Origin of the sequence: Clostridium sp. SY8519 (genome assembly GCF_000270305.1) — a bacterium.
Taxonomy (GTDB): Bacteria; Bacillota; Clostridia; order Lachnospirales; family Lachnospiraceae; genus SY8519.
The window spans coordinates 2085549-2102852 of record NC_015737.1 but is presented as its reverse complement, the minus strand read 5'-3'; the positions used below and the strand labels follow the sequence as shown (position 1 = coordinate 2102852).

Sequence of the window (17304 nt, the reverse complement as noted above, 5' to 3'; positions counted from 1 at the left end):
AACGTGGTTATAACCACATTCATTGCAAAAACTGCCTGCTATACTACAGCTGTAAAGAAAAAAACAACTGTCAGATCTGAAAGGAGGCAGCACAATGAAAAATATAAATTCAAGAAAAGCAGCTATCGTAGGATGCGGTTTCGTCGGATCCGCTTCCGCATTTGCCCTGATGCAGAGCGGACTTTTTTCCGAAATGGTCCTGATTGACGCGAATCCGGACAAGGCGGAAGGAGAGGCGCTGGATATCAGTCACGGCATTCCCTTCACGAAACCGATGCAGATCAGCGCCGGAACCTATGACGATATCATGGATGCCGCAGTCGTCATCGTAACTGCGGGCGCCAGCCAGAAGCCCGGTGAAACCCGGCTGGATCTGGTAAAGAAAAATGTGGGGATCTTTCGGAATATTATGCCGGAATTCAAAAAAAGAAATTACCCCGGCATCCTGCTGATCGTCGCCAATCCGGTGGACATCCTGACCTACACAGCCGTAAAATACAGCGGTCTCCCGGAACAGCGCGTCATCGGTTCCGGTACTGTCCTCGATACTGCCCGTCTGAAATACCTGCTCAGCGAACACCTGTCCGTCGACAGCCGCAGTGTCCACACCTACATCATTGGAGAGCACGGCGACAGCGAGATCGCTGCCTGGAGCAGCACCAATGTCTCCGGAATCCCGCTGGATGACTTCTGCTCCATGCGCGGGCATCACGAACATACGAAAGCCATGGAGCAGCTGGCAGAATCGGTGAAAAACAGCGCCTATGAAATCATCGAAAAGAAGCACGCCACCTATTACGGCATTGCCATGGCAGTCCGCAGAATCTGCGAGGCCATTGTCCGGGATGAAAAGTCCATTCTTCCGATCTCCGCAATGATGCATGGCGAATACGGCCTGAGAGATGTGGCGCTCAGCATGCCTGCCATTGTGGGAAAAGACGGAATCGAAGGCCATGTGCCGATCCGTCTGAGCGAAGCCGAACAGGCACAGCTTACCGCATCTGCAGAGGTCCTGTCCGGTGTCATCCGGGAAGCGGTGAACTAAGCGGTTTACCGGGATTCTTCTGACAGTTCCAGCAGCTTCTTTTTCAGATCATCCTCCAGATGCTGCAGTTCGATCTCTGCGCTGCGGCGTTTTTCCCGCCCCTCCTTCTGGATCTGCAGCACGCTGTCCAGCGTGGAGATCAGTGTCTGGTTGGTTTCCTGCAAAGTCTCCAGGTCTACAATGCCCCGCTCCGATTCCTTGGCGCTGTCCACTGCCGCGGACTGCAGCGCTTTCGCGTTTTTCTTCAGCAGGTCATTGGTCATATCCGTGACTTCCCGCTGCGCGCGGGCCGCCTGGGCGGAATGTTCGATGCCCACGGCAATTACCATCTGATTCTTCCACAGAGGGATGGTATTGACAATGGTTGACTGGATCTTCTCCGCCATCACCGAGTCTGAATTCTGCACCAGCCGCAGCTGCGGCGCGGTCTGAATGGAAATCGTACGGGTCAGCTCCAGATCATAAATCTTCTTTTCCAGGCGGTCGCACATCGCCGCGCAGTCCCTGGCTGCCTGGGCATCTTCCTGCCGTCCGCTGGCTTCCGCCTTCTGCTGCAGCTGCTTCAGCTCTCCGTCCCTGGTCCGGGCCAGCGCTTTTTTCCCTGCCAGGATATACATGGATAATTCCTTAAAATAGGCCAGGTTCAGATCGTACATGCGATCCAGCAGATCCATGTCCTTAAGCAGTGTGACCTGATGATGCTCCAGCACATCCACAATCGCGTTTACATTGGTCTCAACTTTATTGTATTTCGCCCGCAGACTGCTGAGGCGGGCCGCGTTTTTCCGGAAGGGATGAAAGCCCTTCTTCTCCTCTCCGGCGTCAAAATTCTTCAGTTCGGTCATCAGGTCCGTAATCAGCTGTCCTGTTTCCCCCAGATCCTTCGTTCGGATATTTGCCAGGGTTTTTTCGGAAAAATCCGCCATTTTTTTCTGGGTTCCCGATCCGAGCTGCATAATCGCCCGGGTATTGTGAAGGTCAATCTGACCGGCAAACTGCTCGGCCTGGGCCAGTTCTTCCGGACTCAGCACACTGCTGTCCAGCATGTCCTGTTTCTGTTTCTGCTCCTGTTCCGGACGGGTACGGGGCACGTCATCCGCTGCCTCATCAAAACGCAGTTCCGGTGTGATACTGAAATCCTTAAAATCTTCTGACATTTTTCTGTCCTCCTATCTGTGCGTTTCCCCGGTCAGGCCGTCCTGTTCCATCATGGTCTTCATGGCGGACAGATCCGACTGAATGTCCCAGCTCATATCCCGCACCATATCCTGCAGCAGCGCGTCAAATGCCTGACGAATGGTGCCCATGGTTTCACGGATTTCCCGTTTTGTCTCTTCCGCATTGTCTGTATCCAGCCCCCGGGCTTCGATATCCGCGTATACATGAAGCATTTTCACCGTAGTCGGCAGATAATAACCGATCAACCGGCGCAGCCGGGAAATCGATGCCGGGTTCCGGCGCGCCTGTGCCAGAATCTGTTCCACCTGCTGCCCCAGATCATTGGTCTCCTGCTTCATCCGGGGATCCTGCATCCGGTTCGCGAGATCCCGGATTTCTGTCAGCTGCCGGCTGCCTTCTGCCAGCACCTGCCGGGCATCCTCTGTCAGCTGTTCTTCCATTTCTTTCTGTTCTTCCGCCTGCTTCTGCCGGGCGTAAGACATGCGGGAAAACTCCTCATAAGCCTGATCCGTCAGAAACAGCATCGAAACGGTTTCCTCCAGGTGTCCCTGGGGAATCATCCCGCAGCGAAGCATCCCGCGGATTTCCCTCCTGACTTTTGCCAGGGGCAGATTTCTGCCTCTGGACAGTTCCTCCAGTCCCACACTGCCACGGTCTCCCACCAGATTCGCGTAGGGCCTGCAGTTGTTCCAGGCATTCCATTTTTCACGGAACCGGAAGGTCCCATAGGCCAGGCCGCCGGTCAATGCCCCGAACAGAACCGTAAATACGAGAAAAACCGGCCAGCCGCTGTGGACTGCCAGGGCCAGCATTACCAGGAATACCACAAAAGACGCTGTGCCAAACACCGCCGAAAGCACCGTCCCCGCGACAGCTGCCGCCTTATTTACGACAGACCGATGGAAGGCAGCGGGAAGCTCCCTGTGAAAACGGCTGCGGATTTCTTCTCCTGCCCGGTTCACCGCGTCCTGGGCCAGTTCCGACACTTTCCGGGACATACCGCGGAAATCCCCGCTGGCAATGGACGCATTAATCATGGAGGCTATTTTCTCTCCATACGTTCTGTAATCATCATTCATCCTGCTATCCTTTACTCTGTTCAACTGCTTCCACATTTTTTTCAGTATACCATAAACCGGCGGGCAACTGGTATTTCTTTCTGCTCCTTCCTGTCTTCTCTATCGGAAAAACACGCAAAAGATCCATGCCGATCCTGCCAGGAACTGGCAGAACCGGCATGGATCCGGTGTTTTTCGAATGCTTTATTTAATTTTATTTCAGATTGTTGCTGCGGTCGTAACGTTTGCCGCCCCAGTAGATCCGGCTGGCCACTTCCGCCTTTTCCGGCAGTTCCACATCTTTCATAATCCAGGAGACAAACTCTTCGAATCCGGTGCGGTCCACAATATACCCTACATGTTCCTTGCCTTCCAGCGCTTCCGGATCGATGTATTCCTCTACGTAGGCATAGGCATTTTTCACGATTTTCAGGATGCTGTCCTCATCCGCCCATTTGATAAAGTCCTCCGCCAGACGCGGATTCTTCTTGCCGGTTCTGCCCAGCAACACCAGACGGAAATACTTCTCCCTGCTTCTGGTCCAGGCACGGGTAGGACAGTAATTCACGCACACGCCGCAGCCGATGCACAGATTCTCATCCCGGACCACTTTGCCGTTTACCATTTTCAGCGCGCCTACCGAACGGATTTTGCAGTATTTGACACACTGCTCACAGCTGACACAGCGGTCTCTGTTATACTGGGGCTCTGTCATGCCGATAATACCGAAGTCATCCATCCGCACTTTGGCACAGTCATTGGAACAGCCGGTAAAGGCCACTTTCATATGCAGATGGTTGGGAAATATGGCCTGATCCATCTTCTGCGCAAAAGCAGTGGTATCATAGCATCCGAAGGGACACAGACGCGCGCCCGGACAGGCCACGATATTTCTGGTGCCGGATGCCGGATAGCCCTTATCCCGCTCTTCCTGATTGACTTTTGTGTCCTCTATGATTGCCTGCAGCTTCTGATTGACCTCGTCCACGCACTCCATGGGAATCCCCGGAATTTCCACGCCCTGACGGTTCGTGACAAACACCGAACCGTTGCCGTATTCTTCCGCAATCTCTGTAATCCGCGCAAGGCTCTTCGCGCTGATCAGCCCGCCGGGAATCCGCACACGGGAAGCAGTTTCTCCCCGTACTTTGGAGAGACGAAAGGCATTTCTTTTCAGCTGTTTCATATTGATATCAAGACTCATGATACGCTCCTTCCGTTAATCCAGCATTTCCTTGCTTTCCGTGTACCGGAACACCGGTCCGTCCAGACAGACATACTTCTCACCGATGCGGCAGTGGCCGCACTTGCCCAGGCCGCAGCACATCTTCCGTTCCTGGGACACCCAGATATTCTCTTCCTGAAAGCCGATTCCCAGCAGTCCCTGTACGGTAAACCGCATCATCGGCGGCGGTCCCACCACTACTGCCTGGGCGCTGGAAGGATCCCGCAGCGGAAGATCCGGAATGTACTTCGTCACCAGACCGATCCGTCCCTCATAGCCTTTCGGAGCGCCGTCCACCGTCAGCCACAGGTCAAGTTTTTCCTCCCAGTCCTTCAGATCACTGCGAAACAGCATATCATCCGGGCTTTTAAAGCCTACGATCACATGCTTGTCTTTCGGCTCGCTGCTTTCCGCCAGCGCCTGGATCACGCCGCGCACCGGGGAAACGCCGGTGCCGCCGGCCACAACCACCACTTCTCCTTCCGCATACCGCTCCGTGTCAAAGCCGTTGCCAAAGGGGCCGCGCAGCAGCAGGGACTGTCCTTCATACTGTTCGAATACTTCATCGGTCACCCGGCCTACTTTCCGGATCGTCAGGTCCACAAATCCGTCGCCGATTCCACTGACAGAAATGGGGGCTTCCCCGTATTTCGGAACAGATACCTCAAAAAACTGACCCGGTTTCACCGCACCGTGAAACTCCATCCGAAACGTATATTCCTTCGCGGTATGGGGAATCACTTTCAGAATCCGCGACGGAAACGGTACATACACATTCTCTTTGCTTACTGCCATACGATCACTCCTCCTTCCCTGCTTCTGCTCTGACTGCCTGATTCAATTTGTTAATGCAGGCGGAATAGGAGATATACTCCGGACAGACGGTATCGCAGCGTCCGCACCCCACGCACATATCATAGCCAAACCTTCTGCGGAAATCATAGACTTTATGCAGCACCTTGAAGCGCATGCGCTCTCCGTTGCTTCTCCGGTACTGTCCGCCGCCGGCCACATTGGTGTATCCGTCCACCATACAGGAAGCGCTGACTCTGCGGCGTTCTCCCACCTTTCCATTGTCAGTATAAAAGATATCCTGCATGGTAAAGCAGGTGCAGGTCGGACAGACAAAGTTGCAGCGTCCGCAGTTAATACAGCGGACAGAATATTCCTCCCACATCGGGGACTGATAGATGCTGTTGGGCACCTGTTCCGGAACAGTTACATGCACCCGGTTCTCTGTGACCCTTGCCGGCGTCACGTCAGCCGGACGCGCCCCGGCTTCTTCCAGCAGTTCCCGGATGCTGTCGTCTTCTGCGGTTACCCGGAACTCCGTTCCGGCGGCATCCATGGTCATCACATACCCGTCCGCGGCCCGGTTGCTCTTCATATCCACACAGAAGCCGTCGGCGCAGCTTTCGGCACAGCCCATCAGCACAAATTTCACCTTGTCCCGCAGACGCCTGTAAAACCAGTCCTTCTGCTCTCCGTTGCCCAGATAAATCTGATCTAAGCGCTGCAGTCCGCACAAATCACAGTTTCTCAGAAATACCAGCACTTCCCGCGCATCCGTATCCGCTTCTTTCACCTCATTTTCCGTAAAATAAAACAGCGTCTCGGAAAGAGGCGTCAGAATTTCCTTAAAGGAATAATCCGACCGGACATCCCACTCAATTTCATCCGCCTGTGCCACATCCTCATAACGGATCACATCTGTGGCTGTAAATCTGCCTTCCCCTTCTTTTCTGACCGGCGCGTACAGACGGTACCGTCCGCCCAGCAGCTGAAACAGCCGGGCTGTTTCTTCACGGTTTAATACGTATCCCAAGACAGTCTCCTTTCTTTTTTCACGCACGTTTTCTATTGCTTTATTATTATAATCCATTCCGCTGTCTGTATCACGTTGCGCGCGCAACAACTAATGGTTGTACCTTGTTTTTTTTGCTGTACATGCGACTCCCGGATTTCCCGCTGTCTGATCCTGGTGTTTTCCTGCCATACAGATCCCGTATGATTCCATAGAAATACACAATTTTACTGCATGGGCATCTCTCTGCTATCCTGATAACAGATCAATTGAAGAAAAAAGAGGAGGATCTGTTATGGAACTGTCATCGAATACACTGCCGCCCATCGCCGTCCGCAGCCAGCGGACGCAGACCGCTGTCGCCCTCGGCACGCCGGACCGGGTGCCTTTTATCCCCACCATCGGAAATATGTACTGTCTGGAATACGGCGTCACCATCAAAGACGCCATGAAAGATGCGCGCAGCGTGATCCCCGCCATGGATACGCTGTGCCGTGAGATGGATCCGGATGTGCTGTTCGCCCCGACCTTTTTCCCGGAGAAAACCCTGCGCCGCTTAAACGCCGCCTATTTTTCCTGGCCGGGCAAAACACCGGACCTCGGTGATAATGCCCCCTATCAGATGGCAGACGGCTGCTTTCTGGAAGAAGAGGATTATGATGCGTTTCTCCGGGACCCTTCCTCCTATCTGATGACACAGGTTCTTCCAAAAAAATATCCGGCCCTCGCCGGTTTGTCCGGTCTGAATCTGTACAGTCTGTGTTCCACCACCGTCATGGGCTTCGGCGCCCTGGGCATTCCTCCGGTACAGGAGGCACTGCAGGCCTTTCTGGACGCCGGGCAGTCCACCCTGGAGTACCTGCAGGGTATGACAGAGCTGTGCCTCCACGCGGTATCGGAAGGCTACCCCCTCTTCGGCCACGCGGTTGCGTTAAATCCCTTTGATGATTTCGCGGACTGCATCCGCGGTCTGGTCAACACTGTCATGGACCTGGCGGAAGATCCGGCAAAGCTGGCAGAGGCCGTCAGCCGATACGCCGACGTCACCATCCCGGCCGCCATTGATACCGCAAAGATGCAGCACGCGGAATACCTCTTTGTTCCGCTGCACGCAGGCATGGATGAATTCATGTCGCCGGAGGATTACGAGCAGTACTACTGGCCGCCGCTGCGCCGCCTGATCGACGCCTGCATAGAAAACAGCATTACGCCTATGCTGATGTGCGAGGGCAATTATTATTCACGCCTGGAAACGCTGAAGCAGGTTCCGAAAGGCAAAGTGGTTTATTTCTTTGAAAAACAGGACATGAAAGAAGCGAAACGTGTCCTGGGAGATACCGCCTGCATCGCGGGAAACATGAGCACCGAAACCCTGATGCACGGCACGCCGGAACGGGTCGTGGAAGAAACCCGGCGGCTTCTGGACATCTGCGCCCCGGGCGGCGGCTACATCATGTCCAACTCCATGTCCCTGGATGCCTGCTCCCGGGAGAATGTGGCTGCCTGGGCAGAAGCCACCAGGAAATACGGCGCGTACTGACTGCCTCAGTTATTGTATACATCAATAAACTCATTGTCTGTCAGCGTGCTGATATAAAGGGCCAGCGCCGGGTTATAGTTTTCCCGTTTCCACACATACGCCACAGATAAGGGTGCGATCTCCTTCGGCACTTCAAAAAAGCGGTAAAAATCCGTATTCAGGATGGACCGGACGCTGGTATCCAGGAATCCTACGCCCCTGCCGGTACGCACCTGCAGAAGCATGGATTCCTGGTTGCCGGCATAACGGATCCGCTGACAGTCGATCCCCATCCGGCGCAGAATTTTTTTCAGTGTCTCCGTGCGATGGGGGGAGTCTTCCGGATACGGGAGGTAAAAGACTTCCCGCGAGAACCGCTCCGGGTCGATGTGATCCAGTTCCGCCAGCGGATGACTGCGGGAAACCGTCAGTCCCGCCGACACCGGATAGTATTCCCCATATGCCGCGTCCGCAAAATTCGCCAGTTCAAAACTCAGGGTGAAAATCAGATCCAGACTCCCGTTTTCCAGCTTGTCCCGCAGCTCCGCAAAGGATCGGCTTTCCAGCGAAATCTCAATATTCGGATAGTTTTTGCTGAAGAATACAGCAGTGGGCATCACGAAGAAATCCGAGTCCATGGCCTCCAGATAACCGATCTTAAGCGTGCCGCTGATTTCCGCCCCATGTTCCATCACCTGACAGATGCCGTCGTCAATCAGATGCATGGCATCCTGCACCCGCTTCCACATCACAGTCCCTTCCGGCGTCAGACGGACCTCACGGTTCGTGCGGATGAACAGCGGAAACCCCCATTCTTCTTCCAGCAGGCCGATCTGCCGGCTGATGGTGGGCTGGGTCGTATGGCACTCCTCCGCTGTCCGCGTAAAATTCAGATTGCGGGCCGCGCTGATAAAAATTTCCAGCTGCTGTGACGTCATGCTCCGCTCCTCCCTGTTTTCGTCTCCGGTGCTCTGCTCCGGCTTTTTCTTTCTGATATACTGCTGTCTTTTATTTTACTATGCCGGCTTCCGCGGCACAATCCATTGCAACTTTTTTTCCCGCAGGGTACAATAAGCAAAAAATACACGAGGTTGCTTATATGATGAATGATACCCTGATCTTAGTAGACGCCTGCGACCGTGCCATCGGGACTGCGGGCAAATCCGAAGCGCACCGTGCCCCCCTGCTGCATCGGGCCTTTTCCGTATTTCTGTACGATGACAGCGGCCCGGAGCCGGCATTGATCCTTCAGCAGCGGGCACTGACCAAATACCACTCCGGCGGTCTCTGGTGCAATACCTGCTGCTCCCATCCGCGCCCCGGCGAAACCATCCTGGCCGCCGCGGAACGCCGTCTGGAAGAAGAGCTGGGAATTACCGGCTGCCACGGGCTGCGGGAACTCACATCCTTTGTCTATCTCCACAAATTTCATGAGCAGCTCTATGAATACGAATATGACCACGTGCTGCTCGGAACCTACCGCGGGCCCGTGCAGCCGAATCCGGAAGAAGCCATGGCCATACAGAAGGTTTCTGCCAGCGCACTGGCAGAGGAGCTGCGGCTTTCCCCCGCTTCCTACGCCAGCTGGTTTCTCACCGCCGCGCCGATGGTTCTGCGGGCGCTGAGCTGACAGATCACGCTTTCCATCCTGCAGAAAGCCTGTTCAAAGTGATCCTGCAGGAGAAACAAACAGCAGTTCCGCCGGCTTTTGGATGGAAATCTGTTCCAAACTTTGTTAAAATGAAAGCAGCGAAAGCGCAATCACATTCACGTGGCTACGGCCATCATTTGAACAGGAGGTTCCTATGAAATTCAGTGACCCGATCAAAACACTCCTTTTAGCAGGGATCGGCGCAGCCGCCGTTACAACCGAGAAATCAAAAGAATGCATTGATGCCTTAGTGACAAAAGGCGAAATCACCGTAGAAGAGGGCAAAGCCCTGAATCAGGAATTAAAGCACAAAGCCAGCGCAAAAAAAGCCGACCGTTTTGCGGAGAAAATCGCCGCGCTCAGCAAGGAAGAACGTGACGCCCTCCGGGCAAAACTGGACGAAGCCGATGCTGCGGAAGCAGAAGACGCTGACGCTGACCCCACGGATACGGAATGTGACGCGGATACAGATTCCGCCGAATAATTAATTTCATGAGCAACGAACGACTTGAAAATCATCCGGCCCGGCGTTTCGCCGAAATCATGGGCATTCTGGCCAGACATCATGTGGCGCGGGGCATGACTCCGGTCAAACTGCGGGAAATTCTCGAAGACCTGGGACCTGCCTTCGTCAAATTCGGTCAGATCATGTCCATGCGGCCGGACATGATTCCGCTGGAATACTGCAAAGAACTGGAAAAACTGCGTACCGACGTCATTCCTCTGAGTTTTGACGTAATTCTTCCTGCCATCGAGTCTGAATTAAAGCAGCCGGCAGACCGGGTCTTTTCCTACATCAATCCGGTTCCCCTCGGTTCCGCTTCTGTCGCTCAGGTACATTCCGCCATTTTAACCGACGGCAGGCATGTGGTATTAAAGGTGCAGCGTCCCGGCATCCTGCAGACCATGTATGAAGACATCCGTCTCATCAGCAATAATATCTTCCTGATCCGCAAGATCATGGGGCTCAGTGAAATGCTGGACCTGAAAGAGATCCTGAACGAACTCTGGAAGACTTCCCAGCAGGAGCTGGATTTTCTGAACGAAGCCGCCGCGATCGACCGTTACCGGAAAAACATCGACGGTCTGGTTTATGTGACCTGCCCGAAAGTCTATCGAAAATACACCACCGAGCACCTGCTGACCATGTCCCATATTCACGGCTATCAGATTGACCAGGTTCGCCAGCTGGAAGAAGCCGGCTACGACCTGCACGAAATCGCCCGGAAAACCGCGGAAAATTACTGCAAACAGGTGCTGGATGACGGGTTTTTCCATGCGGACCCCCACCCCGGCAACCTGATCGTCACCGGCGGCCAGATCGCCTGGATTGACTGGGGCATGACCGGCGAGATCAGCAGCCATCTGCGCTCTATTCTGATTTCAGCCATCCGCGCCATCTGGGAAAACGATATCTACGCCCTGGAAAACGCCTTCCTCATGATCGGCGAACCGAAAAAGCCCATTAACCAGGCCCGTCTGATCACCCAGATGAACGCCATCGTCCAGGAATACCGCTCCGCGGATTTCGGTCATTTTGACGTGGGAATTCTTCTGCACAAATTTCTGGACCTGATTACCGAAAACGAGATCGTGATTCCGCCGGATCTGACCATTGTCAGCCGCAGCGTCATCACCATGGAAGGGACCGTCAGCAAAATTGATCCGGACGTCAGCCTGATGGAAATCTTTTCCACCCATCTGCGCACCGAAGCCTGGAACAATTTCGACTTAAGGAAAAGCCTGGAGAAACACTCCTACGGGCTGTACAAATCCATCATGAAAAGCATGGATATTCCGGCAGACACTTCCGATGTTCTGGGACTTGCCAAAAGCGGCAAACTGACTCTGAACATTATCGAAAACACTTCACCGGACACCTTGCGGGCCAACCGCGGCAATATGCGCCGTCTGATCTACGCGGTGATGCTGTTTACCTTTTTTCTGTGCGGCGCCATTCTTGCGCTGAGCGGCATATCTCCCCGGATCCTCGGTCTGCCCTGGCCTTCCGTCATCGGATTTCTCCTGGGCATTGTCATGCTGTGCATCCTGATCGTTTCCATCCTGCGCTGGCGCAAATAACTGACGCCGGCGCCTTTTTTATTCTTCGGACAAATCTCCGGACTGCACAATCTCCGCGCCGATATTCTCCATGTCTCTCAGGTTTGCCTGCTGGATTTCCTCTGTATTGGAGGAACAGCAGTCCGCGACAATTACCACTTCATAATCCAGTGAGAGCCCGTCATAACACGTCGTGCGAATACAGTTCGGCGTCGTAGTTCCCAGCAGATAAACTGTCCTGATCTGCTTTCTGCGCAGCAAAAGATCCAGCTCCGTATGGAAAAAAGCGGAAAACCGGGGCTTTACCAGCATATAATCCTGCGGACCGCCTCCCAGTTCCGGGGGATTTTCCGCGGACAGGGGGCCGCAGGCCAGTTCACTCAACGGGCGTCCGCCCTGTTCCCACCGTTCTTTTCGCACCAGTTCCACATCACTGCCGTCCGCCCGGTATCTTCGGTTCACAAAAAACACCGGCACCTGTTCTCTGTGCGCCTGCCGAATCACCCGGCTGCAAGCCGGCACCGTCTCCTTTGCTCCCTGTATGCACAGGGAGGATTCCCGCTCCAGGAATCCATTCTGCATATCTATGACAACCACTGCGGAATCTGCTCGAAACTGCTTCATTTTCCTTCCTCCCTGTATGTATCCGGCTTCTCACAGGAAAGTTTTGATCCTCTGTAATCTGTCCGGCCTTTTTCTTAATCATAACGGAAGGGGGATCCGGACGCAAGGGATCCGTTTTCCTTCTAAATTCTGTCCTTGTATTGTCAAAAATACATTTTTATGCAACTGAAAGTTGTGTGTATACAACGCTTTTTATGTATACAATGTAAGATCTATGTGGTATCTTTTAGATACCGAAAGAAAAACCTGCGGCCGGCATGCGGGATCTGTACTGCTGCTGCCGCGGATAAAACAATAATGAAGGAGGATTTGTCATGGCTGAATTAATTATTTCCGAAGCCAAAAGATGCTTAAACTGTAAAAATCCGCTGTGCAGAAAAGGCTGCCCGATCAACACGAATATTCCGAAAATGATCCAGCTGCTGCTGGATAACCGGATGATGGATGCGGCACAGATGCTGATTGCCAACAATCCCCTGTCTTTGGTATGTTCTCTGGTCTGCGACCATGAAAAACAATGCGAAGGGCACTGTGTCCGCGGCATTAAAGGCGATGCCGTGCACATTTCCGCCATCGAGCACTATATTTCCGACACCTGTTTTGAGCGCCTGCTCCAGGACAGGGCGCCGGACAACGGAATGAAAGTGGCTGTCATCGGCGCGGGGCCCGCAGGCATCACCATTGCCATCTACCTTGCGCTTCTGGGCTATACCATTACTATTTTTGATGAAAAAGATAAGCTGGGCGGCATCCTGCGCTACGGCATTCCGGAATTCCGCCTGCCCAATTCCATCCTGGACCGCTATTATGAAAAGTTAAAGGAGCTGGGCATCTATTTCCGCCCGAACTTTGCCATGGGCACCTATTTAAGCATCCAGGACCTTCTGGATGACGGATACAAATCTGTCTTTGTCGGCACAGGCGCCTGGCGTCCCCGCCGTCTGCGCATCCCAGGAGAATCCTTCGGCAATGTGCAGTACGCCATCAACTACCTGAACAATCCGGACTCCTACGATCTGGGGGACAATGTGGCTGTGATCGGCGCCGGAAATGCCGCCATGGATGTGGCGCGTACCGCGATCCGCCACGGTTCCCGCAATGTTACCGTCTATGTCCGCCGGGACAAGGTGCGGGCCTCCCAGTCCGAGCTGGATTACGCGCTGTTAGACGGCGTAAAATTCGAATATCAGAAAGCGCCCCTGCGCATTGAGGATCAGGGTCCTGTCATCTGTGATACGGAAATCACCGCGGACGGACAGGTGCATCTGCTGGAAAATACCGCCCGTCTCATCCCGACGGACACGATCATCATCTCCGCTTCCCAGGAGCCCCAGGACCGGCTGGTAAACCGGGACCACAAGCTGAAGCTGAACCGGGACGGAAACCTGAAGGTCAACCATCTGGGTGAAACCACCATGCCCGGTGTATTTGCCTCCGGTGATGTCGTGACCGGCGCCAACACCGTCGTCCATGCCGCTTACTACTCCAAGATGATTGCGGTGGACATGGACCGCTACATGCGTGGACTGCCGCCCCGGACGGAAGAAGAGATCGAGGCCGCCCGCAGAGCCCAGGCGGAAGCAGACGCGAAATGGCGGGAAGACCATCTGGCAGAATGGAAGGCACGCAAGGCAGCTGACCAGGCAGCCGGACAAAACGGGGCAAATTAACAGGAAAATCACAGAAAAATCACTTTTTTACCCCTTTTCCAACACAATTCTTTCTTATACTGGACTCCGAAAACACACAAAAAGGAGGATCAGTTTTGATTGAACTACAGCATCTTGAGAAAAAATACGGACGCAGGACTGCCATCCATGATCTGACGATGACACTTGCGTCCGGAAAAATCTACGGATTTCTCGGTCCCAACGGCGCCGGCAAATCCACCACTATGAATATCATCACTGGATATCTGGGTGCTGACAGCGGAGACGTGATCGTCAACGGCTGCAGCATCCGGAAAAATCCCTCGAAAGTCAAACAGCAGATTGGCTATCTTCCCGAACTCCCTCCTCTTTATATTGAAATGCGCGTCAGAGAATATCTGTCCTTCTCCGCCGAACTGAAGGGAATTAAGAAGAATTTCCGCAGCGAAGCCGTGAAAGAAATCATGGTGCGCACCGGCCTTTTCGAGGTGCAGAATTCTCTGATCCGCAATCTGTCCAAAGGATACCGGCAGCGGGTCGGCCTGGCCCAGGCCATTTTAGGATATCCGGACGTGCTGATTCTGGATGAGCCCACCGTAGGCCTGGATCCGCAGCAGATCCGAGAAATCCGTGCCCTGATCCGTTCTCTGAAAAACCGGCATACCATTATTATCAGTTCCCATATTCTGTCCGAAATCAGCGAAATCTGCGACGAAGTATTCATCATTTCCCACGGCAGGCTGGTGGCAGAAGATACGCCGGAACATCTGGAACGCAGTCTGCGCGGCCGGCAGGAACTCTCTGTCACCGTTCAGGGATCGGAAGAGAATGTCCGTGCCCTGAATGATCTGCCCCATATGGAATCCTGTACCATTTCCCAGGATCCGAATAACGGCCAGTATCTGATCCGCATCCTGGCCGAACCGGATACCGACCTGCGCAAAGAGGTTTCCCTGTTCTGCGTGAACCATGATCTGCTTGTACTCGGCATGCAGGAAGACACCAATTCCCTGGAGGATGTATTTATCCGCCTGACACAGCAGGAGGATCAGGAGCTGTCCCAGTCCGCGGATTCCCTGATTTTCGGCCGCCCTACCCGGGCAGACCGGAGGCAGGCAAGGCGCGCCCGTGCCTCAGCCCGCCGCAGCGCTAAAACCGCTGCCTCCAAAACAGACACGGAAGCTTCCGCCAGCCGGTCCAAACCCGATCCGGGCACTGACGCTGCCGATCATCATGCCAAAGCCAAAAAGGAGGAAAACTAATGGGCGCAGTATGGAAACGCGAGGTACGGTCTTATTTCCAGTCAGTTCTGGGCTGGGTTTTTCTGGCTGTTTTTTTCTTTGTATTTAACCTTTATTTTTATGCCTATAATTTAAGCTACGGATACGCTTATCTGTCCTATTCCATTCAGAGCCTGGAATTCATCCTGCTCATTATCGTCCCGGTGCTGACGATGCGCAGCATGGCAGAAGACCGCAAATTAAAAACCGATCAGCTGCTTTTCACCTCGCCGGTTCCTATCCAGAAGATTATCCTGGGAAAATATCTGGCCATGGTATTCATCTTCAGTATCGGATGCGGCGCCATCTGTCTCTGTCCGATCTTCCTGTCCGCACTCGGAACTGTGCCAATGGGTGAATCTTACACTGCCATTCTGGGCATCTGGCTCTATGGGGTACTGGCTCTTTCCATCGGTCTTTTTATCTCTTCCCTGACCGAAAATCTGGTCATTGCGGCCATCGGCTCCTTTGCCCTGCTGTTTGCCAGCTACATGATGTCCAATATTTCCAGTCTGTTTTCCAGCAGCAGCGCCGTTCTGGAGACCATTACCGGAGCGGTATCCATCACCACCTATTTAAGCGATTTCATGTCCGGCACCATAAGCATTACCGGCATCCTTTACTATCTGACGGTATCCGGTCTTTTCCTTTTCCTGACGTTCCAGATGAACCTGAGGCACCGCTGGCAGAAACCGGGGAAAAAGGGCCGCCGCATCAAGGCCGGCGCCTTCAGCTCTGCTTTTGTGGCACTGGGCATTGCAATTGTCATCGGCATAAACGCCGGCGCTTCCCAGCTGCCAGCCGGGATGAAAAGTATCGACGTAACCTACAACAAACTGTATACCATTTCCTCCGATACCAGAAAAATCCTGAAATCCCTGGATCAGGATGTCACCATCTATGTGCTGAACAAAAAATCCAGTGAAGATGAAGTCATCCGCAAAACGCTGAAAAATTACCAGGGCTCCTCCCGTCATATCAAGGTAAAATACGTGGATACCACTGCCAGCCCGAACTTCTACAAAACCTATACCGATTCCCAGCCGACAGCCGGCAGTCTGATCGTAGTCAGCGGGAAAAAATCCCAGGTCATTGATTACAGCAATCTGTACGAATACGATTACTCCAGTTATTCCAGCTACAGCTCTTCCGGCAGCTCCGGCATTTCCGCCTATGACGGGGAAGGTCAGATCACCAGCGCCATCAACTATGTGATTTCCGATCGTTCCGCTGTGATCTATACCATCAGCGGCCACGGTGAAACTTCGCTGGGTACGAATGCTTCCGCTGTGCTGAGCAAACAGAATTATACCGTCAAGAGCCTGACCCTTCTGAAAGTGAAGAAAATCCCCGCTTCCGCTTCTGCTGTAATCATCAACGGACCGACGAAAGATTTTTCCAAAGAAGACGCGGCCAAAGTGAAAGCCTATCTGAACGCCGGCGGAAAGGTTCTGATCACCACCAGCTATCAGCAGGCGTCAGACATGAGCAATTTTGATTCCATTCTGTCCTCTTACGGCATGAAAATCTGGAACGGCATGATTATCGAAGGATCCTCCAGCAGATATTATCAGTATTCCTGTTATCTGCTGCCGAACTTAGTCAGCGACAGTCTGGGATCCTCTATTGACGGCTATCTGTTCACACCCTATGCCCAGGGTATTACAAGCGCTGTGAAAAAAGGCAGCAAGCTGACTTATCAAAGCATTCTGCAGACCAGCAGAAAAGCCTATCAGAAAAAGGATCTGAGCACCCCTAAGTCAGAGGAAGATCTGGCGAAAGAAAAGGGCGACCGTACCGGCACCTATGACATCGGCGCATCGGTATCCAGCTCTTCCACCGGCGGCGAACTGACCGTGCTTGCCTCTTCCCTGATGCTGGATGACAGCATTGATCAGACTGTAGCCGGCAACAACACCGAACTTCTCTCTGACATCACCGCCACCTATGCAGATACTGATTCCGCTTCCGTATCCATCAAAGCCAGGAACTATACGGTATCCAATCTCACGGTAAATAACGCCTTATCCAATGCTTCCCTGGTGATCCTGGTACTGGCGCTTCCGATTGCGCTCTTACTCGTCGGCATTGTGATCTGGTTTAACCGGAGACGCCGGGTGTAAAAACGATTTTTCTCCCCTGTCTCCGAGCATATCGCTGAACACAGGGATGGCCGGTGCCTTCTCCCAAAAAGGAGAGGACACCGGCC

General features: G+C 53.5%; 15 protein-coding genes. 8 read left to right on the top strand and 7 right to left on the bottom strand.

Going from position 1 to position 17304, the window contains the following annotated elements:
- Positions 1–94 precede the first annotated feature (94 nt).
- Complete coding sequence (locus CXIVA_RS09835; protein WP_013977877.1) at positions 95–1045, top strand: L-lactate dehydrogenase; 951 nt, start codon at positions 95–97, stop codon at positions 1043–1045.
- Positions 1046–1050: 5 nt separating this feature from the next.
- Here CXIVA_RS09835 and CXIVA_RS09830 read toward each other — a convergent pair whose 3' ends face one another.
- The 5 genes from CXIVA_RS09830 to asrA form a co-directional block, all read right to left on the bottom strand.
- Positions 1051–2202: a toxic anion resistance protein gene (locus CXIVA_RS09830; protein ID WP_013977876.1), complete on the bottom strand. Its 1152-nt coding sequence runs from the start codon at positions 2200–2202 to the stop codon at positions 1051–1053.
- Between the two features lie 12 nt (positions 2203–2214).
- Complete coding sequence (locus tag CXIVA_RS09825; protein ID WP_013977875.1) at positions 2215–3303, bottom strand: 5-bromo-4-chloroindolyl phosphate hydrolysis family protein; 1089 nt, start codon at positions 3301–3303, stop codon at positions 2215–2217.
- 193 nt (positions 3304–3496) lie between these two features.
- Complete coding sequence (gene asrC / locus CXIVA_RS09820) at positions 3497–4486, bottom strand: sulfite reductase subunit C (protein ID WP_013977874.1); 990 nt, start codon at positions 4484–4486, stop codon at positions 3497–3499.
- A gap of 15 nt (positions 4487–4501) precedes the next feature.
- The gene (gene asrB / locus CXIVA_RS09815) at positions 4502–5302 is read right to left on the bottom strand and encodes an anaerobic sulfite reductase subunit AsrB (protein WP_013977873.1); all 801 of its coding nucleotides are present in this window, start codon (positions 5300–5302) and stop codon (positions 4502–4504) included.
- A gap of 4 nt (positions 5303–5306) precedes the next feature.
- The gene (gene asrA, locus CXIVA_RS09810; protein WP_013977872.1) at positions 5307–6332 is read right to left on the bottom strand and encodes an anaerobic sulfite reductase subunit AsrA; all 1026 of its coding nucleotides are present in this window, start codon (positions 6330–6332) and stop codon (positions 5307–5309) included.
- Positions 6333–6606: 274 nt separating this feature from the next.
- On the opposite strand from asrA, the gene CXIVA_RS09805 reads away from it, so the two are divergent.
- Complete coding sequence (locus CXIVA_RS09805) at positions 6607–7851, top strand: uroporphyrinogen decarboxylase family protein (protein ID WP_013977871.1); 1245 nt, start codon at positions 6607–6609, stop codon at positions 7849–7851.
- Between the two features lie 5 nt (positions 7852–7856).
- Here the strand turns inward: CXIVA_RS09805 and CXIVA_RS09800 are convergent, their stop codons facing one another.
- Positions 7857–8768, bottom strand: coding sequence for a LysR family transcriptional regulator (locus tag CXIVA_RS09800; RefSeq protein WP_013977870.1), 912 nt, complete (start codon positions 8766–8768; stop codon positions 7857–7859).
- A gap of 161 nt (positions 8769–8929) precedes the next feature.
- On the opposite strand from CXIVA_RS09800, the gene idi reads away from it, so the two are divergent.
- From idi to CXIVA_RS09785, 3 genes are all read left to right on the top strand, one after another.
- Positions 8930–9460, top strand: a complete 531-nt coding sequence (idi, locus tag CXIVA_RS09795) for an isopentenyl-diphosphate Delta-isomerase (RefSeq protein ID WP_013977869.1) — start codon at positions 8930–8932, stop codon at positions 9458–9460.
- 175 nt (positions 9461–9635) lie between these two features.
- Positions 9636–9965, top strand: coding sequence for a hypothetical protein (locus CXIVA_RS09790; protein ID WP_013977868.1), 330 nt, complete (start codon positions 9636–9638; stop codon positions 9963–9965).
- An 8-nt stretch (positions 9966–9973) separates the two neighbouring features.
- Entirely contained in the window at positions 9974–11563 is a 1590-nt protein-coding gene (locus CXIVA_RS09785) for an AarF/UbiB family protein (RefSeq protein WP_013977867.1), read from the top strand.
- Between the two features lie 18 nt (positions 11564–11581).
- On the opposite strand, the gene CXIVA_RS09780 is transcribed toward CXIVA_RS09785, so the two are convergent.
- On the bottom strand, positions 11582–12166 hold the full coding sequence (locus tag CXIVA_RS09780; protein ID WP_013977866.1) for an isochorismatase family cysteine hydrolase: 585 nt from the start codon (positions 12164–12166) through the stop codon (positions 11582–11584).
- Positions 12167–12480: 314 nt separating this feature from the next.
- Here CXIVA_RS09780 and CXIVA_RS09775 point away from each other — a divergent pair, with 314 nt between their 5' ends.
- The 3 genes from CXIVA_RS09775 to CXIVA_RS09765 all read left to right on the top strand — a co-directional run bounded on the left by CXIVA_RS09775 (position 12481) and on the right by CXIVA_RS09765 (position 17218).
- On the top strand, positions 12481–13836 hold the full coding sequence (locus tag CXIVA_RS09775; RefSeq protein WP_013977865.1) for an NAD(P)-dependent oxidoreductase: 1356 nt from the start codon (positions 12481–12483) through the stop codon (positions 13834–13836).
- 95 nt (positions 13837–13931) lie between these two features.
- Positions 13932–15077 carry an ABC transporter ATP-binding protein gene (locus tag CXIVA_RS09770; protein WP_013977864.1) on the top strand — a complete coding sequence of 382 codons (1146 nt, stop codon included), beginning with the start codon at positions 13932–13934 and terminating at the stop codon, positions 15075–15077.
- Positions 15077–17218, top strand: coding sequence for a Gldg family protein (locus CXIVA_RS09765; protein ID WP_013977863.1), 2142 nt, complete (start codon positions 15077–15079; stop codon positions 17216–17218). The genes CXIVA_RS09770 and CXIVA_RS09765 overlap by 1 nt, the downstream gene beginning before the upstream one ends.
- The last annotated feature ends 86 nt before the right edge of the window (positions 17219–17304 follow it).